This window comes from Arthrobacter sp. FX8 (genome assembly GCF_026723805.1).
Lineage (GTDB): Bacteria > Actinomycetota > Actinomycetes > Actinomycetales > Micrococcaceae > Arthrobacter.
Window position 1 is genome coordinate 255,475 of the sequence record NZ_CP113505.1, and the last position, 24,163, is coordinate 279,637.

General features: G+C 66.6%; 19 protein-coding genes and 1 pseudogene. 12 read left to right on the forward strand and 8 right to left on the reverse strand.

Annotation, left to right across the window (positions count from 1 at the left end):
• Positions 1 to 68: 68 nt before the first annotated feature.
• Both OUO20_RS01130 and OUO20_RS01135 read left to right on the forward strand, forming a co-directional pair.
• The gene (locus tag OUO20_RS01130; RefSeq protein WP_268003355.1) at positions 69 to 2,522 is read left to right on the forward strand and encodes a Tex family protein; all 2,454 of its coding nucleotides are present in this window, start codon (positions 69 to 71) and stop codon (positions 2,520 to 2,522) included.
• A 46-nt stretch (positions 2,523 to 2,568) separates the two neighbouring features.
• A complete protein-coding gene (locus OUO20_RS01135; RefSeq protein ID WP_018769623.1) occupies positions 2,569 to 2,889 on the forward strand; it encodes a hypothetical protein in 321 nt (106 codons plus the stop codon).
• 27 nt (positions 2,890 to 2,916) lie between these two features.
• On the opposite strand, the gene OUO20_RS01140 is transcribed toward OUO20_RS01135, so the two are convergent.
• The 5 genes from OUO20_RS01140 to OUO20_RS01160 all read right to left on the reverse strand — a co-directional run bounded on the left by OUO20_RS01140 (position 2,917) and on the right by OUO20_RS01160 (position 8,054).
• Positions 2,917 to 3,732 (reverse strand): YqjF family protein, encoded by an 816-nt coding sequence (locus tag OUO20_RS01140; RefSeq protein WP_268002648.1) that lies wholly within the window; start codon positions 3,730 to 3,732, stop codon positions 2,917 to 2,919.
• A gap of 233 nt (positions 3,733 to 3,965) precedes the next feature.
• On the reverse strand, positions 3,966 to 5,729 hold the full coding sequence (locus OUO20_RS01145) for an HNH endonuclease signature motif containing protein (protein ID WP_268002649.1): 1,764 nt from the start codon (positions 5,727 to 5,729) through the stop codon (positions 3,966 to 3,968).
• A 75-nt stretch (positions 5,730 to 5,804) separates the two neighbouring features.
• On the reverse strand, positions 5,805 to 6,200 hold the full coding sequence (locus tag OUO20_RS01150; protein WP_134165874.1) for a DUF1622 domain-containing protein: 396 nt from the start codon (positions 6,198 to 6,200) through the stop codon (positions 5,805 to 5,807).
• A 69-nt stretch (positions 6,201 to 6,269) separates the two neighbouring features.
• The gene (locus tag OUO20_RS01155; RefSeq protein ID WP_144601316.1) at positions 6,270 to 7,130 is read right to left on the reverse strand and encodes an SDR family oxidoreductase; all 861 of its coding nucleotides are present in this window, start codon (positions 7,128 to 7,130) and stop codon (positions 6,270 to 6,272) included.
• 3 nt (positions 7,131 to 7,133) lie between these two features.
• Positions 7,134 to 8,054, reverse strand: coding sequence for an MSMEG_6728 family protein (locus OUO20_RS01160; protein ID WP_142068461.1), 921 nt, complete (start codon positions 8,052 to 8,054; stop codon positions 7,134 to 7,136).
• Between the two features lie 156 nt (positions 8,055 to 8,210).
• Between OUO20_RS01160 and OUO20_RS01165 the strand changes: the two genes are divergently transcribed.
• Positions 8,211 to 8,798: a hypothetical protein gene (locus OUO20_RS01165; RefSeq protein ID WP_018771396.1), complete on the forward strand. Its 588-nt coding sequence runs from the start codon at positions 8,211 to 8,213 to the stop codon at positions 8,796 to 8,798.
• 181 nt (positions 8,799 to 8,979) lie between these two features.
• On the opposite strand, the gene OUO20_RS01170 is transcribed toward OUO20_RS01165, so the two are convergent.
• The gene (locus tag OUO20_RS01170; protein WP_056389450.1) at positions 8,980 to 9,621 is read right to left on the reverse strand and encodes a LysM peptidoglycan-binding domain-containing protein; all 642 of its coding nucleotides are present in this window, start codon (positions 9,619 to 9,621) and stop codon (positions 8,980 to 8,982) included.
• Between the two features lie 312 nt (positions 9,622 to 9,933).
• Here OUO20_RS01170 and OUO20_RS01175 point away from each other — a divergent pair.
• From OUO20_RS01175 to OUO20_RS01185, 3 genes and pseudogenes are all read left to right on the forward strand, one after another.
• A pseudogene (locus OUO20_RS01175) lies at positions 9,934 to 10,994 on the forward strand (adenosine deaminase).
• Positions 10,995 to 11,255: 261 nt separating this feature from the next.
• Complete coding sequence (locus OUO20_RS01180) at positions 11,256 to 12,200, forward strand: pullulanase X25 domain-containing protein (protein WP_268002650.1); 945 nt, start codon at positions 11,256 to 11,258, stop codon at positions 12,198 to 12,200.
• Positions 12,201 to 12,305: 105 nt separating this feature from the next.
• Complete coding sequence (locus OUO20_RS01185) at positions 12,306 to 12,620, forward strand: acylphosphatase (RefSeq protein WP_018771392.1); 315 nt, start codon at positions 12,306 to 12,308, stop codon at positions 12,618 to 12,620.
• Positions 12,621 to 12,674: 54 nt separating this feature from the next.
• Here the strand turns inward: OUO20_RS01185 and OUO20_RS01190 are convergent, their stop codons facing one another.
• Both OUO20_RS01190 and OUO20_RS01195 read right to left on the reverse strand, forming a co-directional pair.
• A complete protein-coding gene (locus tag OUO20_RS01190) occupies positions 12,675 to 16,322 on the reverse strand; it encodes a TM0106 family RecB-like putative nuclease (RefSeq protein WP_268002651.1) in 3,648 nt (1,215 codons plus the stop codon).
• Between the two features lie 138 nt (positions 16,323 to 16,460).
• Entirely contained in the window at positions 16,461 to 17,111 is a 651-nt protein-coding gene (locus tag OUO20_RS01195) for a GntR family transcriptional regulator (RefSeq protein WP_268003356.1), read from the reverse strand.
• Positions 17,112 to 17,366: 255 nt separating this feature from the next.
• On the opposite strand from OUO20_RS01195, the gene OUO20_RS01200 reads away from it, so the two are divergent.
• From OUO20_RS01200 to eda, 6 genes are all read left to right on the forward strand, one after another.
• Complete coding sequence (locus OUO20_RS01200; protein WP_268002652.1) at positions 17,367 to 18,752, forward strand: MFS transporter; 1,386 nt, start codon at positions 17,367 to 17,369, stop codon at positions 18,750 to 18,752.
• Positions 18,749 to 19,777 carry an L-idonate 5-dehydrogenase gene (locus OUO20_RS01205; protein ID WP_268002653.1) on the forward strand — a complete coding sequence of 343 codons (1,029 nt, stop codon included), beginning with the start codon at positions 18,749 to 18,751 and terminating at the stop codon, positions 19,775 to 19,777. The genes OUO20_RS01200 and OUO20_RS01205 overlap by 4 nt, the downstream gene beginning before the upstream one ends.
• A gap of 98 nt (positions 19,778 to 19,875) precedes the next feature.
• Positions 19,876 to 21,087, forward strand: a complete 1,212-nt coding sequence (gene manD, locus OUO20_RS01210) for a D-mannonate dehydratase ManD (protein ID WP_268002654.1) — start codon at positions 19,876 to 19,878, stop codon at positions 21,085 to 21,087.
• Positions 21,084 to 22,070 (forward strand): PfkB family carbohydrate kinase, encoded by a 987-nt coding sequence (locus tag OUO20_RS01215; RefSeq protein ID WP_268002655.1) that lies wholly within the window; start codon positions 21,084 to 21,086, stop codon positions 22,068 to 22,070. Before manD ends, OUO20_RS01215 begins: the two co-directional genes overlap by 4 nt.
• Before the next feature lie 74 nt (positions 22,071 to 22,144).
• Positions 22,145 to 23,524, forward strand: coding sequence for a mannitol dehydrogenase family protein (locus OUO20_RS01220; RefSeq protein WP_442781122.1), 1,380 nt, complete (start codon positions 22,145 to 22,147; stop codon positions 23,522 to 23,524).
• On the forward strand, positions 23,517 to 24,143 hold the full coding sequence (eda, locus tag OUO20_RS01225) for a bifunctional 4-hydroxy-2-oxoglutarate aldolase/2-dehydro-3-deoxy-phosphogluconate aldolase (protein ID WP_268002656.1): 627 nt from the start codon (positions 23,517 to 23,519) through the stop codon (positions 24,141 to 24,143). Before OUO20_RS01220 ends, eda begins: the two co-directional genes overlap by 8 nt.
• The last annotated feature ends 20 nt before the right edge of the window (positions 24,144 to 24,163 follow it).

Below are 24,163 nucleotides of genomic sequence, written 5' to 3' on the forward strand. Positions count from 1 at the left end.
GCGCCTCAGCGAGTACGGCGGCGGTGGAGCCCCGCAGGCCGGTAAGGCAAGATGTTCTGGTGACCCAAATGCCAGGACCTTCCGCCGCTTCCGTCCGCCCCAGCGCATCAGGGGAGGACCAACTCTTTGCCCGGATCGCTGCTGAGCTGGGGGTCAAGGCCTGGCAAGTGAAGGCTGCAGTTGAATTGCTCGACGGCGGCTCGACAGTTCCGTTCATCGCCCGGTACCGCAAGGAAGCCACCGGGACGCTGGACGACACCCAACTCCGCGACCTCGACGAACGGCTCCGCTACCTCCGGGAGCTGGCGGACCGCCGTCGTGCCGTCCTCGACGCGATCGAAGCGCAAGGCCAGCTGACGCCGGAACTGCGCAAGGCAATCTTGGCGGCGGACACCAAGTCGCGGCTTGAGGACATCTACCTGCCGTTCAAGTCCAAGCGGCGGACGAAGGCCCAGATCGCCCGGGAAGCAGGCCTGGAGCCGCTCGCGGACACACTCTTGAAGCGGCCGGACCTGGATCCCGACCGCGAGGCCGCGAAGTACCTCAACAGCGCGCATTCCGTTGATGACGCCGCCGCCGCGCTCGCAGGTGCACGCTCCATCCTGGTGGAAAGGGTGGCCCAGGATCCCGACCTCGCAGCGAATTTGCGGGACCGGCTGTGGGTCCAGGGCCGGATGGTGTCCCGCGTCAAGAAGGGCAGAGAGGCAGAAGGCCAGAAATTTGCGGACTACTTTGAGTTCGCCCAGGCGCCGGACAGGATGCCGTCCCACCGGGTCCTCGCGCTGTTCCGCGGGGAGAAGGACGGCATCCTTGAGCTGGACCTCGCCGAAGCCGATCCATCGGACGAGGCCGCCCTCACCGCCGCCCGCGCCCGCTACGAGTCCGCCGTGGCCAGGTTCCTCGGGGTCGCCGACCGCGGCCGCCCCGCCGACGCCTGGCTGCTGCAGACCGCGCAGGTGGCATGGCGCTCGCGCGTGCTGTCCCGCCTCACCTCTGATCTCCGGGCAAGATTATTCGCGGCGGCGGAAGACGAAGCGGTCAGGGTGTTCGCAGCAAACCTCCGCGACGTCCTGCTGGCCGCCCCTGCTGGAAACCGCGCCACGCTGGGGCTGGATCCCGGACTGCGCACGGGCGTCAAGGTCGCAGTGGTGGACGGCACCGGCAAGGTGGTGGCCACAGACACGGTCTACCCGCACGCCCCGGCACGCAGGTGGGACGACGCCCTGGCCACCCTGGTGCGGTTGGCGCGGCAGCACGCCGTCGAACTCGTAGCCATCGGCAACGGCACGGCGTCCCGCGAGACGGACAAATTGGCTGCCGAACTGATCAAGCTCCTCCCGGACGTGGACTGGAAACCGCAGAAACTCGTGGTGTCCGAGGCTGGCGCGTCCGTCTACTCTGCTTCCGCGCTCGCCGCCGCGGAACTGCCGGGAATGGACGTTTCGCTCCGGGGCGCCGTTTCCATTGCCCGGCGGCTGCAGGATCCGCTGGCCGAACTCGTGAAGATCGACCCCAAATCCATCGGCGTGGGCCAGTACCAGCACGACGTGACGGCGTCGAAGCTGGACCGCAGCCTGGACGCCGTCGTGGAGGACTGCGTCAACGCCGTGGGTGTTGACGTCAACACCGCCTCGCCCGCGCTGCTGAGCCGGGTGGCCGGCGTCGGTCCTTTGCTGAGCGAAAACATTGTGGCCTACCGGAACGAGCACGGACCCTTCAACAAGCGCACCGACCTCAAGAAGGTACCGCGGCTGGGCGCGAAGGCCTTCGAACAGTGTGCCGGCTTCCTGAGGATCTCCGGAGGAGCCGAGCCGTTGGACGCGTCGAGCGTGCACCCGGAGGCATACGCCGTCGCGCGCAAGGTTTTGAAGGCCGCCGGCGCGGCCCCGGCGTCGTCCCTGGACCCACAGAAGTTCGTTGACGATACCTTCGGTCTGCCGACGGTCAGGGACATCTTGGCTGAGCTGGACAAACCGGGGCGCGACCCCCGGCCCGCCTTTGCCGCCGCCACCTTCTCGGAGGGGATCGAAAAGATCGCTGATCTGTTGCCGGGCATGATTCTCGAAGGAACCGTGACCAACGTTGCGGCGTTTGGTGCCTTCGTGGACATCGGAGTCCACCAGGACGGCCTGGTCCACGTCTCCGCCCTGGCCAACCGCTTTGTGTCCGATCCGCGCGAGGTGGTGAAGTCCGGTCAGGTGGTCAGGGTCAAGGTCCTGGAAGCTGATCCTGAGCGGAAGCGGATTTCGTTGACCCTAAGGCTCGACGACGAACCGGCCAGCGGCGGTGCAGGTTCCGGGCGGAGCGGCTCGGCGAAGCCCGGGGCAGGGAGACCGGGCGGGAACGACAACCGCCGGGGAGCGGGCGGCAGCAAGGGTGAGCGCAGCGGACGCCCGGACCGGCAACAGCCAGGGAAGCAGCCGTCAGGCAGGACCGCGGGTGGTGGCCGTCCCACTCCTGTAGCCCAGCCCGTCAACACGGCAATGGCGGAGGCGCTCAGGAAGGCCGGCCTGGGCAAGTAGTCCATCAGGGCTTTTGGCAGTGGCGGCTTTTCTGCAAGGGTGGAGTATGACCTATTTCCTGGAGTACACAGTTCCTGCCGCTCCCGGTGATGCCGAGTTCGAGTTCCCGCACGACGAGATCAACACCGGCACCACGGTTCCGCTGACCCAGACCGGCGCCGACGTGGTGCACACGCCCGAGCTTCCGGCCCGTACGGCAATTATCGGAGCTACCGTGCCTGAGGCGAAGCTCGAGGCTGAGCAGCTGATCACCCACAGCCGCGCCTCGGAGGCATCCTTGTACTTCGACCCGTCGAACTCCCTGCAGGCGGGGGTGGGCACGCTGGTGAGTACTTTCAGCGAAGGCCAGGGCTGGCAGGACGTCTAAAGGTTTGCATCAGCCGGATCGTGAGGTTTAGCCGGTGGCGCTGGCGCAGACCAGACGTGGCCTGCCGAATCTGGTCCGGACTCCAGGCGAGTAGAGGACAGACTCGGGCGGCCCGCCCACACTGATGCCGGCAGCTTTGATGAGTCCGTCGCTGAGCTGGTGGACATTAGCTCCGAACAGTGGCCACGCTTGGTGCGTGTTCGGTATGAAGGCCGTCCTTCCGAAGAAGTGCCCATGCATGCCGAACCTGGCGGTCAGAAAGACTGACAGGGGATCGCCGGCGGCGGCGCGGAGTCTGGGAACCACCGTGAAGTCGCTGCGTGCCGCCGCGCTGCCGAACCGGCGCACGGAGTAGCCCACAGGAAATTCATCAGTGATCGCGGCGGCCTCGACCTCGCTGTGGCCATGCTGGCGCCGGACGCTACTGCCGGGAAAAGGCGGCCTTTGCCGGATACGGGACCACACGTAGGGAATTCCCACCGCTCGCGTTGCCAGAACGACGGGCAGCCGGTTCGCATCCAGGCTCAGGAACACTACGCCGCGGGTCCCATTTGGTTCCCGCGAATACAGCCGAACGTTGACCTCGTTGAAGCTCCCCAGATAGGGAATGCCCGGCCCGCGTCCAAGTCCCGCCTGTTCCATGCGGAAACCGATCAGGCCCACCCACGAACTGCCGTCGAACACGTCCGGCCGGACGCCATCGGGCATGAAAGTTGCTGCCTCTTCCTCCGTGATGCGCCAGTGGAGGAAGACTGCGTCGAGCCACCGCTGGTCGGAGAATACCGGCGCAGGAAGTTCCGGTGGCCGCGGCCACACTGCCGGGGCACCCAAGTTTCCGGTCAAGGCCCATGTGCTCCTTCGATTGGCCCGGCTGAATAGGCTCGCTGGACTGATCTAGGCAGAGAAATTCAGCAACGTTCGCACTGATGTGCCCGTCATGCTTGAAGCCTAACTGAGGCTGCCGGTCCCCGGGTGGTGTTGTCGAAGGAAGGGCCGGGCCGGGCCGGAAGAGCCTGATGGCAAGGGGGTCCCGGCCGGGACTTCTGGGCAACCGTAGTGGCAAGGCCGTCTGGTCTTCATTCGTGTTGGTGGGGTGGTGGTGGGGGTTTGAAGTAGTGGTTTTGTTGGGGTTTTTGGGTGGGGTCGATGTGGGGTGGGGGGATGAAGGTTGGGGTGTGGTTGGTGGTGGTGATGGTCCATTGTTCTTTGTGGATGAGGTGGTGGTGGTGGCTGCAGAGCAGGGCGCCGTTGTTGGTGGTGGTGGGTCCGCCGTGTGTCCAGTAGGTGATGTGGTGGGCTTCGCACCAGGGTGCGGGGATGGTGCAGTTGGGGAAGGCGCAGCCTTGGTCTCGGGTGGTGAGGGCGGTGCGTTGGGCTGGGGTGAAGAGGCGGGTTTTGCGGCCGAGGTCGAGGATTTCGCCATTGGTGCCCAGGAGTGCGGGGATGATGTCGGCGTCGCAGGCGATTTTGCGCAGGGTGGTGGCGGCGACGGGGCCGGTGAACGCGAAAGCCCCGGTCCCTGCCTCTGTCCCTGTGCCTGTCTGTGTCCCTGGTGGTGCGGGTATTCCCGGTTTTGCTCCCGGCCGGTCCTGTGTTCCTGCTCCCGGCCCTTTCCCTGTCCCTGTTTCTGGGCTGTGGGTGGTGGTGTGGGTGGGGAAGAGGTCCCGGTAGTGGATGGTGGCGATGATTTGGGGTTTGTTGCCGCCGGTGGTGGGCAGGGTGTTGGTGGCGAGTGCGGTTTTGGCGGCGGTGATGATGCCGTCGAGTTGTTTTTGGGCGCGGGTGCGCCGGTCCAGGTCCGGCAGGTCGGGCGGGGCCTGCTGGGCGGTGTGGTCGGTTGCGTTGTTCGCCGTTGCGATGTTCCCGGTGCCGGTGCCGGTGCCGGTGCTGGTGCTGGTGTTTGGGGTGGTGGTGCGGGGGTTGGTGGCGGTGTTCATGACGGTGAGGAGGTGTTCGTATTGGTCGGTGGTGGCGAAGATTTCGAGGTGGTGCAGGCCGTGGCGTGGTTTGCGGATGAAGGCGCCTTGGGTGTGGCGGAGGGCTTCTTCGGTGGGTTCGGTGCCGTCGGCGTCGATGGTGTCGGTCCAGCGTTGGGCCAGGCGGGTGAGGAAGTCGGGGTCGGTGGTGGTGGCTGCGGTGGTGAGGTGCTTTTCGATCCGGTCCAGGGTGTGCGGGGTGGTGTGGTGTTGGAGCCGGTCCAGGGTGGCGGTGATGAGGGTCGCGGCGTGGGAGGACACGGCCGGTGCCTGGAGGGTTCCGGTGGGCGGTTGCGGGGTCCTGTCCGTGCCGGGGTGGGGTGTGAGGGCGGTGGCGAGGTGGGGCCGGGTTGGCGGGAGTGGTTCGCCGGTGAGGCTGGTGCGGGGCAGGGTGTGCTGGGCGAGGGTGAGGCGGCGGCGTGCTTCGCGGATGGGGATGCGGAGCCTGAGGCGGAGGAACTCTGCGGTGTTGCGGCAGCCGTCATCGGCAGGGGAGGGCGCGGCAGGGTGGGTGGTCCTGGCCGCGGCCTGGGTGATGGCTTGGGTGCGGGTCCGGTCCACAGTCAGGGCTGAGATGAGTTGCAGGTACTCCACGGTGCGGGCAAGGTTCTCGACCCGGGCGGCGTAATCGGCGGCCTCGACATAGGTGGCTGCTGCCAGGAGGTCCGGGGCGGCCAGGGCGGCGGTGGCGAGTTCTTCGGCAAGTGCCCCGAGGATGGCAGGGCCGGATCCCTCCCCGCCGGGGACGGCGCGAAGGCGGGCCGGACTCGTCCGCCGGCTGCCGGCGTCGTCAGCGTTCCCGCCGAACAACCCGCCGAACAACCCGCCGAACGACTCATCCAGCTGCTCCCCAATGGCCTCCATAACCCAACTCTGCCAGCCACCACCGACACTCAAGAGCCCCCAAAACCCCTATGTGGAAAACCCAACCCCGGGTGCTCAGCTGGGGGCGGCGGCGGAGCCGGTACGAGCCGCGGCCGGCTCCTTTTGCCAGGGCCAGCGCCCCGTGATTTCCAATTCCAGGGAGAAGCTGAGGAACGTCCTGATCAGCACGATGATGGCCAGCACCCCAACGCTGGCGAACGTGGGTGTGACGGCAACGGTGCGGATGATGTCGGCGGCGACGAGCAGTTCAAGGCCCAGCAGGATGGACCGGCCCAGCAACTGGCGGTAGGACCGGTAGAAACCCAGCTTCCCGGCCCCCGGCGGAAGCTGGCGCGGCTGATGGCCACGGATCGCCAGCGGGAGGGACACCACGGCCCCGATCACCATCACCGCGACTCCCGCAAAGTCGACAAGCTGCCCAACTGCCTCAATGACCTGCCGAAATTCCATGCCCCGCCTTAGCTCGGGCCAGGCATCCCGCGGCCAACCTGGCTGTAACCCATTGGACGGCGGCCTTCGTCACGGATGGCGGATGCCGTTCCCTGCTATGACGTCCCTGTACCCTTCCCGGAACGTGGGAAACGTGAAGGTGAACCCGGTGCTTCGGAGCAGGTGGTTACGGCAACGCTTGTTGCCTCCACGAGCGGGACCGGCGTCACCCACCCGGGGTTCTGGAAGCCCAAGTTCGGCTGCAAGGAACCGCAACACGGAACCCAGCTCGGCCGGCTCATCATCCACGCCGATATATGCCGGCGCGGGCGCAGCCTCCATGGTGGCAAGGTGCACAATGGCGGCCGCTGCATCGTCACGGTGGATCCGGTTGGTGTAGCGCACGTCCTCGGGAACCACGGCCGAGCCTGTCTTCACCTGGTCAATCAGCCGCGTCCGGTCCGGCCCGTAGATGCCTCCCAACCTGAGCGCAATACCGGTGGTCCCGGTTCCCGCAAGCCTGTTGTGCAGGAGATCCTCGGCTTCCACCAGCACCCGTCCGGAGAAGCCGCCCGGATCCGGCGCCGTGGATTCGTCCACCCAGCCGCCACCCGCATCGCCGTAGACGGCCGTGGAGGAAACAAATAACACCCGGTCCGGGTGCACGCCGTCACGCTCGAGCGCATCCAGGACATGTGCCACACCACGTACATACGCCGTCCGGTATGCCTCTTCCGAGGGGGAATCGGCAGCGACGGCAATGACGACGGCGGTGGTGTCCGCAGGGACTGGCGGCAGTTCGGGCGAGCCCAGGTCCGCCGCAGCACCTTCAATGGCTGCCGGAAGCTTCGCAGGGGACCGGCGCCAGCCCACAACCCTGTGCCCCGACGCAGCGAACCTGAGCCCCGCTTCGGTACCCAGGTCGCCGCACCCTGCCAAAAGAATCGTCACGACCTACGGCGCCTCAACCGGGAAGAACACGCGCGGATCCTGCAACAGCGCCGGGTACGCGAACGCGGAGCGGTCAATGATCTCCATGACCTCGAAATTCCTGCCAAAGCGGCCGTCATCGAGGGTGATGGGGCGCCCCACGACCTGTCCCACGGCGAACCTGGCTCCGTTCTCGAACGGAACCGCAACCGGCGTCTTCCCCGGGAGGGTCCGGAACGCCTCCTCCTGCGCCGCGCGCTTGCGGGTGGGCTTCTTCTCCTGAGGCTTCGGGGGCGCCTTCTTGGGCGCCCGTGACGGCCGGCGGGACCCGTCGTCCACGTAGACAGGGGAGTAACCGTCATCTCCGGCCGACATCGCGGCCGCGGCAGCAGCGCTCCGGTTCACCGGCGGAAGCGCAACGGTCCTGAGCGACTGGGGGTCGACGTCGTCATGCGGCTCCCGCAGGATCCAGAGAATGTCCCCCTCCGGTTCCTGCGGCAGGAATTCGTGCCGGGGTTCGGGCCAGACGTAGTCCATGTCCGGAATGGCGTCCGGGAAAACGGACGTGTAGAACTTCGGTTCCTTGTGCACCAGCTTGGAACGGTGGCTCAGGTGGAAGTCGGGGTCCCCGAGCCAGGGCGGCAGGATGATCTTGGCGGCGTAGTCCGGATGGGCAGCCTGCGGCGCAAACTCGGCGATGTTCGCCCGGGTGTTGTCCGGGTGGCCACGTTCGATCCATTCGTCCACCATCGCCAGCCCATACATGGTGAGGGCCGGCACGTGGCCCATCCACATGCGGATCGCGGGGTGGGTCTGCCAACCGTACCCGGGAATCACCAGGGCGCGGAGGGTCTGCAGCGCTTCAACCCGCTGCTTGCCCAGCCGTGCAGTGTCCAGGGCTTTGGCGCTTTGGCGGAAGTCAGGGTACGGGAGGAAGGTTTGCATCTATTCAGTCTGACGGTCCCCGGCGGAAGTGCCAATTGCTGTGCCAACGGCCACATCGCGGAGAGGTTAATGTCCAAATAGTGGACGCATGCATACGACGTTCAGGTTAAACCACTAAGATCACCGCAACCCCAATCGCGTTTCGGAAGCTCTCTCATGACATCTACACCTGACAAAGCAGTCGCCCACGCCCGCACCGCCCTGCCCCGTTTCGGGCAGATGCTGGCCCCGGAAGCCCAGGGAATCCTGGTCCTCGACGAGTTCACCATCGATCCCGCCGCCGCGCGCAAGGACCAGCACCGGTTCCGCGACGGCATGGCCACCGTGGCCAGGACGGTCCGGCGGATCGCCGCCCTTCGCGTGGTCATCGCGCTTGTGGCCATCGGCAACCTGCCCCTGTTCCTGCTGTCCAGCGGCGTGTGGATCTACGGAGTCTCACTCGCCCTGGTCGTTGCGGTCCACGCAGCAGTGACGCTGCTCAACCGGCACGAACCGCGGCTCAAGCAGCGCTCCGCCCTGGAACTGCACATGCACCGCGAACGCAGCGCCAACTACCGCAAGGTGCGCGACGCCGTGAAATACATGATCGACACCCCCAGCCGCATGAACGAGCACCTCTACCTGGAGTTGCTGGCCGTCAAGCGTGTCGCCCTGAACCTTGCGCACGGCACGGTTGCCCTGCTGGACACCAGCGACGACTCCGCCTGGAAGGTGCGGATCGTCCGCGAACTGCCGGCCAGCTGACCGGCGGTTCCCTGCCGACTCCGGCAGCGGCCCGGGAATTAAAAGAACGACGCCGGCACATCCCTTGTGGGGGTGTGCCGGGGTCGTCTTTTGGTCAACGGAATTTGTCTATCGCCGACCTGTCTGTGTCGCCTTCCAAAGGCGGGCGGCCAGGGGGCCGCTGGTGATGCCGCCTCAGGCGTTACGCGGGAAGCTGGATAACCTGTCCCTCGAACACGAGGTTCGGATCCGAAATGGTGTCCAGGTTGGCGTCGGCAAGATGCTGCCAGCCGCCCTGGATGCCCAGCTTGTCGGCAACAATGCTCAGGGTATCCCCGGCCTGCAGCGTGTAGGTCTCGCCGCTAAGGGCAACCGACGTAGCATGCCGCGGCGCCGGTGCCTGCTTAACCGGAGCACTTTGAGCCGGGGCACTTTGAACCTGGACGCTCTGCGTGGGAGCAGCCTGGACGGGCGCGCTCTGGACCGGGGCTCCGCCGCCACCGCTCAGGCCGAGCTGGGACGCGCAGGAGGGCCAGGCACCCCAACCCTGGGAGGCCTGGACCCGCTCCGCTACCGCGATCTGCTGTTCACGGCTGGCATCCGCGGGGGAGCCGGTTCCGCCGTAAGCGGCCCAGGTGCTGGAGGTAAACTGCAGGCCGCCGGAGAAGCCGTTACCGGTGTTGATGGACCAATTGCCGCCGCTCTCGCACTGGGCGAGTGCATCCCAGGTGGAGGTCGGGGTGGCTGCGTTGGCCGCCGTGGCTGAGAGGGCCAAACCTGCCGCGGAGACGGCGGCCAGGGTGACTCCACGGCGTGCGGCAGTACGGAATTTGGTGTTTTTCATGATGGTGATGCTCCTGAAGGCCACCAGCGCTGGTTCCGTCCCCGGAGATCGTCGCGCCACTGCCCGCCCCTGACAAATAGAGGTCACTGTCGGTGGCTGCCGCTGGGCAGTTCTGGTGGAGGCAGCACCGGGCAATCAAAGAGCCCGCCGGGCGGGCATGCATTTCACGCTAGGACATCGCTTGGGCGTTATCAAATCGAGATTCCAGCAGGGGTGTCGGGTAGGTGCAGTGCATCTGGGGGGAGCCGGCGGTCTTTAAGGCGTCGAAGTCCCGGGCAGGCGCAAAACCGGGAGGGGCACTATCCTGACCGGATGGACAACTTTGCCGGCGGCAGCACCATGCCCGAAACCGAAACGGACCCTGCGGAACCCGCAGCCCCTGCCAAGCCCCTCCCGGTGGCAGAACTGCACCTGCACGTCGAGGGCACGCTGCAGCCCGAGCTCATCTTTGCCTTGGCCGAGCGCAACGGTATTGCGCTGCCGTATTCCGGTCTGGACGAACTCCGCGAGAAGTATGAGTTCACGGATCTGCAGTCCTTCCTTGACCTCTACTACGCCAACATGGCGGTGCTGCGTACCGAGCAGGACTTTGCGGACATGACCCGGGCCTACTTGGAGCGGGCTGCTGCCGCCGGGGTCCGGCACGCGGAAATCATGATGGACCCGCAGGCGCACCTCTCCCGCGGCATTCCCCTTGAGGCGTGCGTCAGGGGTGTGGCATCGGTGCTGGCGACCTCGGAGGAGGAATACGGTATCTCCACCATCCTGATCGCGGCATTCCTCCGGGACCTGCCGGAGGACTCCGCGCTGGAAGTCCTCGGCCGGCTGCTGGCCATGAATGCGCCCATCGGTGCCATCGGCCTGGATTCGGCCGAAGTGGGAAACCCGCCGTCCAAGTTTGAGCGGCTGTACGCGAAGGCGCGTGAAGCAGGCCTGCGGTTGACGGCGCACGCGGGGAGGAGGGCCCGGCGTCGTACATCATCGAAGCCCTGGACCTCCTGGGCGTGGAGCGGATCGACCACGGCATCCGCTGCATGGATGACCCCGACCTGGTGGAGCGCCTGGTGGACGAACGCATTCCCCTGACGGTCTGTCCCCTGTCCAACGTCCGGCTCCGTGCCGTAGACACCCTGGCCGACCATCCGTTGCCCGCGATGCTGGCCGCCGGACTCAACGTCTCGGTCAACTCAGACGATCCCGCCTACTTCGGCGGCTACGTGGATGACAACTTTGCGCAGCTGACTTCGGTGTTTGAACTCTCTGATTTCGACAGGGCACGCCTCGCAGCGAACTCCATCCATTCCTCGTTCGCGTCAGAGGAGCGGAAAGCGGAGCTGCTGGCGGAATTGAACGGCAGGGAAGTGTCCGACTGACCGCTGCTGTGTCGGGGGCAACAGCCGGTCTTTCTGCCCGGTAAACTAAGTGCCGCAGGCGTGTCTGGGGAGTGCAGGGCAGCATCCATGCCAGCACTTGAGGGTTATGCAGACAGCCCTTACCCGAGACCTCCGCCTCACTTGCGGCACTATCCGCTTCATAGTCGGTCACGACACGCAGAATTTACCAATTAAAGTCGCGCGATTTAATCGGCTGTTGGCAAGATGCCTAAGACCGATCGCTTTTATATAAGGGGAATCATGGCCAAGTCCACCGCAGAAAACACCTACCTTCGACTCAAGACCGTGCTCGATGTCCTGACCGAAGGCGTGTGGTCCGGCGATGCACTGAATGCAGGCCAGGTCCTGGCGGAAGCAACTGCCCGCGTGCCGTTCAACGAGCATGAGGCAGAACTTCTCAGCGGCGGAATCCCGCGCGGCCACAAGACCCTCACCTCCGCCACCGCCAAGCTGGTCAAGGCCGGCTGGCTGATCAAGGGCCGCTCGGGCTGGACCATCACCGAGGACGGCATGCGCGCTACCGTCGCCTTCCCCGACGCTGATTCCTTCGCCGCAGCGCTCGACGCCGGCACTCCCGTCCCTGCCGATACTCCCGTTCCCACGGCTCCCGAAGGCTTTGTCCGCCCGGTCTCCGCCGCCGCGGCGACGCTGGAGGTTCCGGCCAAGGAGGAGGCTCCGAAGAAGACCGCCAGGAAGGCTCCCGCGAAGAAGGCCGCCTCGGCGGTGGGCAAGGCAGCCAAGGCGATCGAAGACGCCGTCGAACCCGTAGTGAAGGCAGTACGCAAGGGCAAGGCTTCGGCCAAGGACAAGGCAGCAGCAGCAGCCCCCGCTGCCGAGACCTCCGCCGCCACCGAGCCGTTCGAGGGCCCGGACGTTGAAACCCTTCCGCAGCCCGAAGCTGTGGCCTTGGCTGGTGACTTCAACACCATCCTGGGTGCCCCGGAGAACTGGGCACCGCAGTACGACGAAGCGCAGATGGAATTCGATTTCCTGGACCAGCTGTGGAAGAAGAGCGCCGAGCTTCCCGCCGGGTTCTACACCTTCAAGATCGCCCTCAACCGATCCTGGACTGAGAACTACGGTGCCTTCGGCACGTTCGACGGTCCCAACCACGAGTTGCACCACGCCGGCGGCAAGGTGACCATCCGCTACAACCACGCCACCCGCGACATCACCATCAACTAAGGGATGCATCCGCCCGGCCGGGCCGCGCTGACTGTCGTTTCCAAACAACGGTGACAGGTAGCGCGGCCCGGCCGGGACGGCAAGCTGCGGACGAGGAGGTCCACCATGGGTAGGCACGCAGGGCCCGCGCAGGAAAACCCGGCGCAGGCCAATATCCGGCTGGACGCGCGCGTGTCCGGCATGGTGCAGGCTGTGGGCTTCCGCTTCCGGACCATGGGCCAGGCTGAGGACCTTGGACTTTCCGGCGAAGTGAAGAACCTCGACGACGGTTCGGTTTCCGTGGTGGCCGAGGGGCCCGAGCCGAAGGTGCGCCAGCTCCTGGAGTGGCTCAAATCCGGCCGCACGCCGGGCCGGGTGGACAACGTGGAGGCATCGATGTCCGAAGCCTCCGGTCAATTCCGGGGCTTCCGGGCGCACTGAGTCGCTCCCGCGGCAGCGACGTTCCCGCGGCGCCGTCAGGGGGCCTGTCCCGCGCTAATCCCGCGGACTAAGCCCGATGAAGGCCCCGAGTTCCTCCAGCCCCGCGGGCTTGTGCGGCATGTAGCTGGTGAGGTCGGGGGAACGGATGATGACCGCGCGCCACTGGCCGCGGGACACCGCCACGTTGATGCGGTTCCGGTTGAGCAGGAACTCCGCTCCCCGCGGAGCCTCTGACACGGCCGAGCATGCCATGGAGACCAGCACCACGGGAGCTTCCTGGCCCTGGAACTTGTCCACGGTGCCCACCCGGACATCGGGCAGTCCGGCCTCCGCCAGGTGCCTGCGGATCAGGTGGACCTGGGCGTTGTAGGCGGCCACCACCAGCAGGTCCTGCTGCCCGAGGGGGCGGGATTCGGTCTCCGGGCCGCAGGTCCATTTCAGGCCAAGGTGCCGGCGGGCCTGGCTTACCACTTCTGCAGCTTCTTCTTTTGACGCGGTGGCGTTGCCGGTGTGGTTGACGAACACCGTCTCCACCCCGGGCGCCAGGACCTCCAGTTCGCGAAGGGACGCGGCCGGAGCCGATGCCAGCCTTCCCTCGTAGCTGAGGTTCGACACTGCCCGGCACAGGTCCGGATGCATCCGCCAGGTATCGGCGAGGAAGTAGCCCAGGCTTACGGGAAGGGTGGCGTGGCCGGCCGCGAGCCAGCCAAGCGCGGACTGGTCCACTGGTTCCGGGTGCGCGCCCTGGGTGACTTGCGGGAGCTGCTGGGGATCGCCAAGCAGGAGCAGCCGCGTACCCGCGACGCTGACCGCCAGGGTGTTGGCCAGCGAGAACTGCCCGGCCTCGTCAATGACCAGGAGATCGAGGGACCCGGCGGGGACTTCCTTGCCGGTCATGGTCCAGGCGGTGCCGCCCACCAGGCATCCGCCCGGGGATGCCAGCAGGCGGGACACGTCGCCTTCTGAGGTGAGGTTCCAGGGGACAGGATGGGGTGCGGCCAGTTTCTTGCCCACCACCTGGGGGTCCACTCCGCCGGTTTCGATTGCCCGGCAGAGCAGGTTTTCCACCACGTTGTGGGACTGGGCAACCACCCCGACCTTCCAGCCCTCGGCCACCAGCCTGCCGATGACATGGGCACCAACGTAGGTTTTGCCTGTCCCTGGCGGACCCTGGACGGCCAGATAGGAGTGGTCCAGGTCCCGCAAAGATTCGGTGATGGCCGGCGCGTAATCGGCTGAACCATCGTCGCCATGCCGGACGTCCGCCGGCCCTGGCAGCGAGTGGAACCGCGGCGGCAACTTGCGCAGGATGTCCAGGCCCGGTTGCGCGGGGAGGGACGGCACCGAAGCCCCGACAGCGCTGGCGATGTCCGCGATGGCTGCTTCAATGCTGGCGGTGGCCAGGGGCTGGTCCTCCGTGAGTGCCACCGGAAGGTGCGGATAGGCGCGAACTTTCCCGGTCTCCCGCTCGGCAATGGTCACGAAGTGTTCCGGGCTGTCCGGTGCCGGCTCCAGTTCGCTGATCCTGGTCCCGAAGGAGTAGGCCCTGGTCCCCGGGGCAGCGTCCGGGGCGGTCATGCCATCAGGTCCCGGGGCGTCGTACAGCCGGCACCAGTTGGAGTCGGCGCGGAAATCGGAGCCCTCCGTCATGGTGCCTCGGAGCTTCAGGACGCGGGTTTGCATCCGTTCCCGGGGCTTGGCCAACGCCCAGTCCGAGACGACTTCCGCTGACGATACAACGAACACGTTGCGTTGGTCGGACCAGTTTTCCAGCGGCGCCTCGACCCGGTCGAAGTGTTGCCACCAGAACTGCTTGCGCTCACGCCGGTGATATCCGGTGGCTGCCGCAACCATGGCGATGGCACGCTCGTCGTCAGTCCACGGGCGGTTGTCCGGCAGGCCGGCAAGATACTCGCGGAGCCGACGTTCTTCGGCGGTTTCGTCCTGTGCATCCTGGCGTCCGTCGACTGCGGGATCTGTCGGGGGAGCAACGGTCAAAGCAGCCGCCGCAGGGGCGTCCCCTGACGCTTGGGCGTCCGCACGGGCCACGGAAGCGATTCGAAGCAACCAGTCACGCAGCCGAAGGGTGGAGAGGCAGTCGTACCGGTTGTAGTCGGAAATCGACGCCAGGATGGTGTCGGCCTCGTCCTGCCGCCCTTCATCGCGGGCGGCACAATAGGCGGCGTAGGCCACCACCGAAGCGCCGGCGTCCTTGACGTCCCCGGACCGGAGGTTGTCTCCCATGTACAGCGGTTCAAGCTTCTTGATGGAGTACGACGCCTCCGAGATCCGAAGGGAATGCCGCACCGTGGCGTACAGGTCCACCAGCAGCCCCTGCCGGAGCCAGTCATCCACCGTGTCCTCGCCCGCCTGGTGCGCAAGCGAAAGGTTCCGCAGCGCGGTCTTTTCGTACGGGGCGTAGTGGTAAACGTGCATGTCCGGGTACCGGGCACGCCGCTTTTCCACGTAGTCCAGGAAGTCCAGGAAGGCGCGGCGCTCCCCGGAACGGGAGTGCGCCCAGAACGGGCGGAAGACGGGATCGCCTTCCGCACCAGGCACCGGGGCCTCGATGACGCCAAAGAGGTACTCAATGCCCCACGCGCCGGTGGCCGGGTCCTGCCACAGCGGATCGCCCTCGAAGTCGAAGAAGATGTCCCCGGCACTGGGGGCGGGCAGCGATCCGATGGTGTTGTCCGGAAGGACCGTGTAGGAGACCGTGTGCGGCTGGCCATCCTTGGTAAATGTCCTCGAGCCTGCGGGCTGGTCCAGGCCCAGCTGCATCCTCGCCTGGGCGCGGAGCCGGGCCACGGAGTTCCTGGCTTCGCCGGCCGGCATGGCTGCCAGTTCATCGATGCTGGTGATCTTTGCAGCATGAAGTTTCCGTCGCTGGACCACGGACATGCCCGCCACCATCAGCAGATCCCTGTGCAACTTCACCTGCTCGGCGCAGTAGTCGCAGCGCCCGCAATGCACGACGCCGGGCTGCTGCCACTGGACGGGACCATCGGCCGCCCGGTGGGTGGCTGTGAGTTGGCGGAAGCGCCGCCGTCGTTCACGGAAAACGGGCAGCAGGTCCGGCAGGGAATGGCTGCTCCGCAGCCAATCGTCGCCGACGCGGGTGCCGAGGACCAGCGTGACGGCGGGGGAGGGATCCAGCCCCATCCCGAGGAGCTGGTCGCCGTAGGCAGCCAGCTGCAGCAGGGCCCCCACCTTGGCGTGCCGGGCAAGTTTGGTGTCCCAGACCTCGTACCGGCCGGGGTTCCCGGTGCCTGCCGCCTCATTGACCAGGAAATCCGCGTAACCAAGGAACTCGCCGTCGAAGTAGGTGGCCTGGAACACGACGTCCGCCCCGGACCGCAGGGCAAGTTCGGTCTCTGCGTGTTTCGCCTGAAGCTCGCCCCGGAGGTTTTGGCCGCGGTCCAGTGAGTAGACGCCGGACCCGCGGCCCGCGTCCCATTGGCCGTACTTGGCCACCAGGCTGGCCAGCACGGTCTGTTCATGCCGGTCGCCCAGTTCGCCGGCGCGCTTCTGCATCTCATCGACCGGGAACTCTGCCTTGGGAGTACGCCCCAGCTTTTCGTCCAGGATTCGCAGCGTGCGGTACTCACACTCGGAAGCTGCCACAAGGTCGCTGGCGGAGAAGACCAGGTCCGGCGGCGCAGCGGATCCGGCATGATGACCGGCAGCGTCCAGCAGAAACACGGGGCCTCCCCAACTGTTTGCGGGCCCGGAGACGGTTTCCCTGGCCTGGAATCAAACCTAGCAAGAGGGACTGACAAACAGATGCCGGGTCAGTGGAATGGGTTTCTTGATCCGGGAGGAAACGGCGTGGGACGCCCGTTAAGTCAGGCGGGCAACGCTCCGCCGTGAAGGACGCCGGGCAGCCGCGTCGGAGAACAGCTCCGGGGTGGCTTCCTGGATGCGCTGGACGTCCTCGAAGACGGCGCGAAGGTGAAGGCGCAGGCGGCTGTCCGCATCGGAAAGGTCGTTGGCTTCCAGTGCGTCCACCACGGCCGTGTGCTGCTCGATCAAGGTGGAAACGGGCCGGGTGTCCAGCAGGCTCATCCGGCGCGCCCGGTCCAGGTGTGCCTTGGCGGAGTTGACCGCACTCCAGGCGGATTCGTGTCCGGCCAGGCGCAGGAGTTCCCGGTGGAAATCCTCGTCCAGCCGGAAGAATTCCTCCACGTCGCCGCCTGCGTCAGCATCCGACTGCGCCTTGAGGATTCCGCGCAGGACGGCGATGCCCTCCGTGTCCACGGCAAGGTCCCGCAGTGACGCGCACTCAATGGCTTCGCGGATGAACTGCGCTTCGGAGACGCGCGCCAGGTCCACCAGCGAGACGAACGAGCCGATCTGGGGAAAAACCTGGACCAGTCCTTCCTCGCGGAGCAGGATGAGGCTCTCGCGCACGGGTGTACGGCTGACGCCGAGTTCCTGCGCCAACTCGTTCTCGGACAGGGGCTCACCCGGTGGCAGTTGGAGCGAGATGATCCTGCCGCGGAGCGTCTCAAGGGTTTGGTCGCGTACCGAAAGCCGGGGGTAGCGCCTCTTTTGTCCGTTGCCATGCCATCAGTCTAACCCGTTGACACACTAGAATGGTAGTGCTTGTATGGTAGTAGAAATCGAAGTGCTGCCGGTCACTGTTGTCTCACGACAGGTCGCCGGGCAGACCACAGCTTTCCGCTGTTCATACCCCCTCAACGCTCTTCCTCCCCTGAGACAGCATCACCTGCAAAGGAGCAACTGATGACCGAAAGCATTGCACCGCCCACCGGCAGCAAGGTTGAAGCCCGGAACACCCGCGACCTGGCAAAGGTGGCCGTTTCCGGCTGGCTTGGCACGGCGATGGAATTCATGGACTTCCAGCTCTACTCGCTGGCAGCCGCCATCGTCTTCAACAAGATCTTCTTCCCGGATGTCAGCCCCGTCATCGGCCTGATCGCCGCCATGGCCACCTACGGCGTGGGGTATGTTGCCCGCCTCTTCGGTGCCGTCTACTTTGGCCGCATGGGCGACCGGATCGGCCGCAAGAAGGTCCTCTACATCACCATCGCCCTGATGGGTGCCTCCACCACCCTGATCGGCGTGCTTCCCACGTACGCCATGGTGGGCATCTGGGCACCCATCCTCCTGGTGGCCCTGCGCCTTATCCAGGGCTTCGGAGCCGGCGCGGAAATCGCGGGCGCCACGGTCATGCTGGCGGAATTCGCCTCGGCACGCCGCCGCGGCATCATCTCCTCCCTGGTCTGCCTGGGCACCAATTCCGGAACCCTTGGCGCCTCGGCATTGTGGGCCATCCTGGTCAGCTCCCTTTCGCAGGAAGACCTGCTGAGCTGGGGCTGGCGCATCCCGTTCCTGGCCAGCTTCGTCATCATGCTCTTCGCCATCTGGATCCGCCGCTCCATCAAGGAAAGCCCCGTCTTCGAAGAGCGCGCTGACGTGGTGGACGGCGTTGCACTGTCCAAGCGCGAAATCGCCGCGGCCGAGGAGCTCGCAAAGACAAGCACCATCGAAGCGGCCCTGCACCAGAAGAAGGGCAAGGCATTCCTGATCGCTTTGGGCCTGCGCTTTGGCCAGGCCGGCAACTCCGGACTGGTGCAGACCTTCCTGGTGGGCTACCTTGCCACGGTCCTGATGACTGACAAGAGCGTGGGCACCAACGCGATCATGTATGGCTCGATCCTCGGCTTCGTCACCATCCCCTTGATTGGCCTCCTTGGTGACCGCTTCGGCCGCCGCCCCCTGTACCTGGTGCTCAGCGCCCTCACTGCCCTCTACGCCATCCCGATGATGCTCATGATCACCAGCGGCAATTCGGCGCTTATCACCATCGCCATGGTCATCGGACTGAACCTGGGCGTGCTAAGCCTGTTCGCCATGGAAAGCGTCACCATGGCCGAGTTCTTCGGTGCCCGCACCCGCTTCACCCAGCTGGCCCTCGCCAAGGAAATCGGCGGCATCCTGGCCACGGCCATCGGTCCGCTGCTGGCGGCAACGCTTACCGCAGTCACCGGTCACTGGTGGCCGCTCGCCGCCATGGTCATCGGCTACTCGCTAATTACCCTGGTTTCCGCCGCTGTTGGCCCCGAGGTCCGCGGCCGCGACATGGTGCGCCTGGAGGACGCCGTATGAAGGCCGTCGTCGTACACGGTGCCAACGACCTCCGCATCGATGAGCGGCCCGAGCCCGTCGCCGGGCCGGGAGAGGTAGTGCTCGACGTCGAATGGGGCGGCATTTGCGGCAGCGACCTTTCGTACTGGCGCCATGGAGCGTCGGGTACCGCGGCGCTGAAGTCACCGCTCGTCCTGGGGCACGAGGTGGCGGGCAGGATCGCCAAGCTGGGCGCCGGCGTCGAACATCTCGAAGTGGGACAGCCCGTCACGGTGCACCCGGCCGAACTGGTGGGGGACGGCACCATGCCGGAGCGGCTCCGGGGCCGGACCAACCTCTACCCGCAGGTCAGGTACTTCGGTTCGGCGGCGTTCGACCCCCACACCGACGGTGGGTTCAGCGAACGGAAACTCGCCAAGGCATTCCAGGTCCGGCCGCTTCCGGACGGGGTGGACACCCTCCGTGGGGCACTGGCGGAGCCGCTCGCCGTCGCCATGCATGCGGTCAGCCGTGCCGGCAGCCTGCAAGGCCGGGACGTGCTGGTCAACGGTGCCGGTCCCATCGGGTCGCTGGTCACGGCGGCCGCCAAGTACGCCGGAGCGCGGACCGTGATTGCCACCGACATCAGCGACGCGTCTTTGCTGATTGCCAAGGCCATGGGCGCCGACGAGGTACTGAACGTCTCGCACGGGGCACTTCCCACGGACATGGAGCTCGTCTTCGAGGCCACGGGCATCCCCGCAGTCCTGGGCGGAGTCCTACGCGCCACGGCCTGCGGCGGCACCATCATCCAGGTGGGCAACCTGCCCGGCACTCCCGCGGCTTCCGCGCTGGGGGACCTGGTCACCCGGGAAATCACCTGGATCGGGTCCTACCGTTTCGTGGACGAGATCACCGATGCCCTGCAGGCCATGAAAGAAGGCTTGGACGTCTCGCCCATCATCACCCACAAGTTCGATATCGGCGACGCGGAGCAAGCAATGCAAACCGCCGCGGACCCGGCCGCGGGCAGCAGCAAGGTCATGCTCCGCCTCAGCATGGACTGACACCTACCTACCAAAACAGCGGTAAGTGCCCGTTGTGAGCTTTCACAGCGGGCACTTAAAGCCCCGAACATTGCATACCACCATGAGAAGGACTCCCAGTGAAGATCACCGACGCACGGGTTGTGGTTTCGTCGCCCGGACGGAACTACGTCACGCTCGTAATTGAAACCGAGGACGGCATCACCGGCATCGGCGATGCCACCCTGAACGGTCGCGAGTTGGCTGTAGCCTCCTACCTTTCCGAGCACCTCTGCCCGCTGCTCATCGGCCGCGATGCCCGCCGCATCGAGGATGCCTGGCAGTACTTCTACAAGGGTGCCTACTGGCGCCGCGGCCCGGTGACCATGACGGCCATCGCTGCCATCGACGTCGCGCTCTGGGACATCAAGGGCAAGGCGGCCGGCATGCCGGTCTATGAACTCCTGGGCGGCGCGGCCCGCGAGGGCGTGATGGTCTACGGACACGCCAGCGGCACCACCCTTGAGGACCTCAGCGCGGACTTCCAGCACCACCTGGACCTTGGCTACAAGGCCATCCGCGCCCAAGCTGCCGTGCCCGGCCTGGACAAGACCTACGGGATCGCGCCCGTGGACGGAAAGCTGTACGAACCGGCCAGCGGAAACGTACCCCAGGAAGACACCTGGGAGACCACCGCCTACCTGGACTTCGCCCCGAAAATGATGGCCCACATCCGTGCGGAGTTCGGCTACGGCGTCCACGTCCTGCACGATGTCCATCACCGGCTGACGCCCATCGAAGCAGGCCGGCTTGGCGCCTCCCTCGAGCAGTACCGGCCGTTCTGGATCGAGGATCCAACCCCGGCCGAAGACCAGTCAGCATTCCGGCTGATCCGCCAGCACACCACCACCCCCGTTGCCGTCGGGGAGGTGTTCAACTCGATCTGGGACTGCCAGCAGCTCATCACCGAACGCCTGATCGACTACGTCCGCACCTCCGTCTCGCACGCCGGCGGCATCACGCACCTGCGCCGCATCTTCTCCCTCGCAGACCTCTACGGCGTGCGCTCGGGCTCGCACGGCGCAGGCGACCTGTCGCCCGCCTCGTTCGCTGCCGCCCTCCATGTGGATCTGAGCATCCCCAACTTCGGCATCCAGGAATACATGGGCCACCGCGAGCCGGCGAACGAGGTGTTCACCACGTCCTACACATTCAACGACGGCTACATGCACCCCGGGGACGCGCCCGGCATCGGCGTCGAGTTCAACGAGGAAGCCGCCGCGCGCTTCCCCTTCGACCCCAAATACCTGCCGGTGAACCGGCGCCTGGACGGATCGGTGCACGACTGGTGAACACTGCAGCCCACCAACCCTTTGACGTGGTGGTGATGGGGGAGATCCTCGTCGAAGTCGCCACCGACCTGCCCTTTGCCCACGGCGTTCCCGCGCAGCTTGGCATCTCCGGCGACGCCCTCAACGTCGCAGCCGCCGCAGCAGCAGCAGGCGCCACCGTAGGCCTGTTGTCCGTGCTGACGGACGATGAACTGGGCCAAGCCATTGCCTCCCGCATCGCCGAGCTGGGCATTTCCACTGACCTCCTGAAGTTCCGGCGCGGCCAGCAGGGCGTTTACCTGGTCCACAGCGATCCCGCCGGCGAACGCGAGTTCTCCTACGCCCGCAGCGGCAGCGTGGGTTCCACCCTGGGCCCGGACGACGTCGACCCCGACGTTGTGAAGGCGGCCGGCGCCGTGGTGGCGGGCGGCATCGCCTGCGCCATTTCACCAACGTCCCGCGCCGCCGTCGTCAAAGCTGCCGGCCTTGCCACGCGCTTTGTCTACGATCCCAATTTCCGCCCCCGCCTCACCACAGCGGAACAGGCGACGGCGGCACTCACCGCCCTGGCGCCGCAGGCCTTCCTGGTAACACCGTCCTTCCCCGGCGAGACGGGCGCGCTGCTCGGCGCGGCGTTCCCGCAGGAAGCTGCGGCCAGGCTGCGCACGCTGGGGACCGCCAACGTCGCCGTCACCTGCGGTGCGGAAGGGGTCCAGCTCGAATGGAGCGGCGACGCCGCCCCGGGGACCGGCTCTGCCTGGGTGCCCGCAATTCCCGCCCCCGCCGTGGTGGACCAGACCGGCGCCGGGGACGCGTTCATTGGAACACTGACCGCACGCCTGGTGCTGGGCGACGACTTCCCGACGGCGGCACGCTACGGGGCCGCCGCATCGTCGCTGGTGGTGGGCGGCAAGGGCGGCACCGGGTTCATCCCCACGTTCGCGCAGACCAAGGCCCACGCCTCCGGGAACTTCGCCGAAGGAGCCCAGCCATCGCACGCCTGACAACATCTTCGCTGGCAACCAGCAGACACCAGGCCGGCATCCGGCGGGACAAACTGCAGCCCGGCATCGTCCACCTGGGCCTGGGCGCCTTCGCGCGTGCCCACACCGCCGTCTTTACGGAAGACGCCATGCTTGTGGCAGGCGACTTCGAGTGGGGAATCGTGGGGGTTACCCAGCGTTCCGACTCCGTGGCCCGGCAACTGGCACCCCAGGAGGGCTTGTTCACCGTGTCAGAACGGGGAGCCAACGCCGCCCCGCTGCGTGTGGTCTCCAGCATCGTTGAGGCCATATCCGGGAGGGACAACCCCGAATTGGTGGTGGCGCGAATCGCCGCACCGGCCACGAAAATCGTCACCCTCACCATCACGGAAAAGGGATACGGCTTCGATCCGCAAACGCGGACCCTCGACCTGCACGACCCGGAAGTCCAGGCCGACCTCACCGGCCGGCCGCCGGTGACCGCCATCGGACAAATCGTCCGCGGCCTCCAACAGCGGGCAACGGCCGGCGCCGGGCCCGTCACGGTGCTCTCCTGCGACAATCTCCCGGCCAACGGGATACTGACGGGGACCTTGGTCCGGAACTTCGCCGCGGCCCTGCCCGCGACCGAAAGCGGGCCCCTGGTGGCATGGATGCGGGGAAATGTGACGTTCCCTTCCACCATGGTGGACCGGATGGTGCCGGCCACCACGCCAGGTGACCTGGCCGCCGTCGAACATGAACTCGGTGTACAGGACGAGGCGGCCGTGGTGGCTGAACCCTTCAAGCAATGGGTCATGGAGGACAACTTCGCCGCCGGCAGGCCGCGCTGGGAGGACGCCGGCGCCGTGTTCAGCGACGACGTCGCGGCCTGGGAATCAGCCAAACTGCGGCTGCTCAACGCCAGCCATTCGATGCTGGCCTATCTCGGCCTCCTCGCCGGCAAGGAAACCATCAGTGATGCCGTGGCCGTGCAGCCGTTCCGTACCGCCTGCCGGCGCATGATGCTGGAGGAAGCGCTGCCCAGCATCACCCTCCCGGCCGGGCTGGACGGGGAGCAGTACTGCGACCAGGTTCTCCGCCGGTTCGCCAACCCGGCGCTGGGCCACACCACGGCCAAGGTGGGAAGCGACGGCTCTCAGAAAGTCGGGCTGCGGCTGCTCACCACAGTCCGGGGAACGCTCGACGCCGGCCGGGCACCACGGTGGGCGGCGCTAGCCGTTGCCGCGTGGATGCACCACGTGGCGGGCACCCTGGAAACCGACCTCAACGATCCGCTGGCAGCGGAGCTGAACGCAGCCCTGCCGGCTGCACGGGACGCCCACAGCATGGTTCCGGCGCTGCTGGGATTCCGGCCCATTTTCGACCAGGACCTGGCGGGGAACAAAGCCTTCCGGGATCTGCTCCTTCACTGGTACCGCATCATCGAAACCAACGGGCCGGACGGCCTGGGAAATGAGATCCACCATGGCTGACGCATCAGGCGTCCTCCGCGTGTCACCTGTCATCCCGGTGGTCACCATCGACGACCCCCAGGATGCGGTGCCCCTGGCCCGTGCCCTGGTGGACGGCGGCGTGAAGACCATCGAGCTGACGCTGCGCACGGACTCCGCACTGACCTCGCTGAAGCTGATCGCCCAGGAGGTGCCGGACATCCTGGTGGGCGCCGGCACCATCCTCACGCCGGGCCAGGCCGACGCCGCCGTCCAAGCGGGTGCCACATTCCTGGTCAGCCCCGGCGTCACCCCCGCGCTGCTCGCGCACATGCTGTCCCTGGACGTCCCGGTGCTGCCCGGCGTCGCCACCGTGGGCGAGGTAATGGCAGTCCTGGAAGCCGGATTGGACGCGATGAAGTTCTTCCCCGCCGGGCCTGCAGGCGGGCCGTCCTACCTGGCCGCCATCGGGGCGCCCATCCCGCACGTCCAGTTCTGCCCCACCGGCGGCATCAGCCCGGCCACCGCCCCGGATTACCTTCGGCTGCCGAATGTGGCCTGCGTGGGCGGCAGCTGGCTCACTCCGGCGGACGCCGTCGCGGCCAAGGACTGGGCGCGGATCACCAGCCTGGCCAGCGGGGCGGCCGCGCTGGGCCGGTAACCCATCCCCGCAAGCCGGCC

Coding starts and splice junctions, on each gene's coding strand:
- OUO20_RS01130 (WP_268003355.1), top strand. CDS start 69: ATGCCAGGACCTTCCGCCGCTTCCGTCCGCCCCAGCGCATCAGGGGAG.
- OUO20_RS01135 (WP_018769623.1), top strand. CDS start 2,569: ATGACCTATTTCCTGGAGTACACAGTTCCTGCCGCTCCCGGTGATGCC.
- OUO20_RS01145 (WP_268002649.1), bottom strand. CDS start 5,729: ATGGAGGCCATTGGGGAGCAGCTGGATGAGTCGTTCGGCGGGTTGTTC.
- OUO20_RS01150 (WP_134165874.1), bottom strand. CDS start 6,200: ATGGAATTTCGGCAGGTCATTGAGGCAGTTGGGCAGCTTGTCGACTTT.
- OUO20_RS01160 (WP_142068461.1), bottom strand. CDS start 8,054: ATGCAAACCTTCCTCCCGTACCCTGACTTCCGCCAAAGCGCCAAAGCC.
- OUO20_RS01165 (WP_018771396.1), top strand. CDS start 8,211: ATGACATCTACACCTGACAAAGCAGTCGCCCACGCCCGCACCGCCCTG.
- OUO20_RS01170 (WP_056389450.1), bottom strand. CDS start 9,621: ATGAAAAACACCAAATTCCGTACTGCCGCACGCCGTGGAGTCACCCTG.
- OUO20_RS01180 (WP_268002650.1), top strand. CDS start 11,256: ATGGCCAAGTCCACCGCAGAAAACACCTACCTTCGACTCAAGACCGTG.
- OUO20_RS01185 (WP_018771392.1), top strand. CDS start 12,306: ATGGGTAGGCACGCAGGGCCCGCGCAGGAAAACCCGGCGCAGGCCAAT.
- OUO20_RS01200 (WP_268002652.1), top strand. CDS start 17,367: ATGACCGAAAGCATTGCACCGCCCACCGGCAGCAAGGTTGAAGCCCGG.
- OUO20_RS01205 (WP_268002653.1), top strand. CDS start 18,749: ATGAAGGCCGTCGTCGTACACGGTGCCAACGACCTCCGCATCGATGAG.
- eda (WP_268002656.1), top strand. CDS start 23,517: ATGGCTGACGCATCAGGCGTCCTCCGCGTGTCACCTGTCATCCCGGTG.